Below are 758 nucleotides of genomic sequence, written 5' to 3'. Positions count from 1 at the left end.
GGAATCGGGCGCGGCATCGCGCTGGCACTGGCCGCCGCCGGCGCCAAGGTGGTGGTCAATGACCTCGGCGTGTCGATGACCGGCGAGGGCGGCGACGCTGGCCCCGCTCAGCGCGTGGTGGAGGAAATCCGCGCCGCCGGCGGTGAGGCCGTGGCCAATACCGACAGCGTGTCGACCTGGAGCGGCGCCAATGCCATCGTGCAATGCGCGCTCGACAACTTCGGCCGCATCGACGCCGTGGTGAACAACGCCGGCAACCTGCGCGACCGCATGTTCTTCAAGATGAATGAAGAAGAATGGCGCTCGGTGATCGACGTGCACCTGCACGGCACCTTCTTCGTCAGCCGCGCCGCGGCCAGCTACTTCAAGGACCAGGAGAGCGGCGCCTACGTGCACATGACCTCGACCTCGGGCCTGATCGGCAACCTGGGCCAGGCCAACTACTCGGCGGCCAAGCTGGGCATTGCCGCGCTGTCCAAGTCGATCGCGCTGGACATGCAGCGCTTCAACGTGCGCTCGAACTGCATCGCGCCGTTCGCCTGGAGCCGCATGACCAGCTCGATCCCGGCCGAAACGCCGGAAGAGAAGGCACGCGTGGCCAAGCTGCAGAAGATGGAAGCCGGCAAGATCGCGCCGGTGGCGGTCTACCTTGCCAGCCCGGCCGCCAGCGAAGTCAACGGCCAGATCTTCGCGGTGCGCGCCAACGAGATCATCCTGATGAGCCAGCCGCGCCCGGTGCGCTCGGTGCATATGAGCGA

Annotated in this window: 1 protein-coding gene; it reads left to right on the top strand. The window is 67.0% G+C overall.

Going from position 1 to position 758, the window contains the following annotated elements; genetic code table 11:
- Positions 1-758: SDR family oxidoreductase (locus tag AC3WVS_RS31235; protein ID WP_492321733.1), on the top strand; the 758-nt coding region annotated here is incomplete at both ends.

The sequence above is a fragment of the Cupriavidus sp. CPT47-8839-RL05A genome (assembly GCF_058792255.1).
The sequence above is the reverse complement of the archived record's forward strand: the minus strand, read 5'-3'. Positions and strand labels throughout refer to the sequence as shown.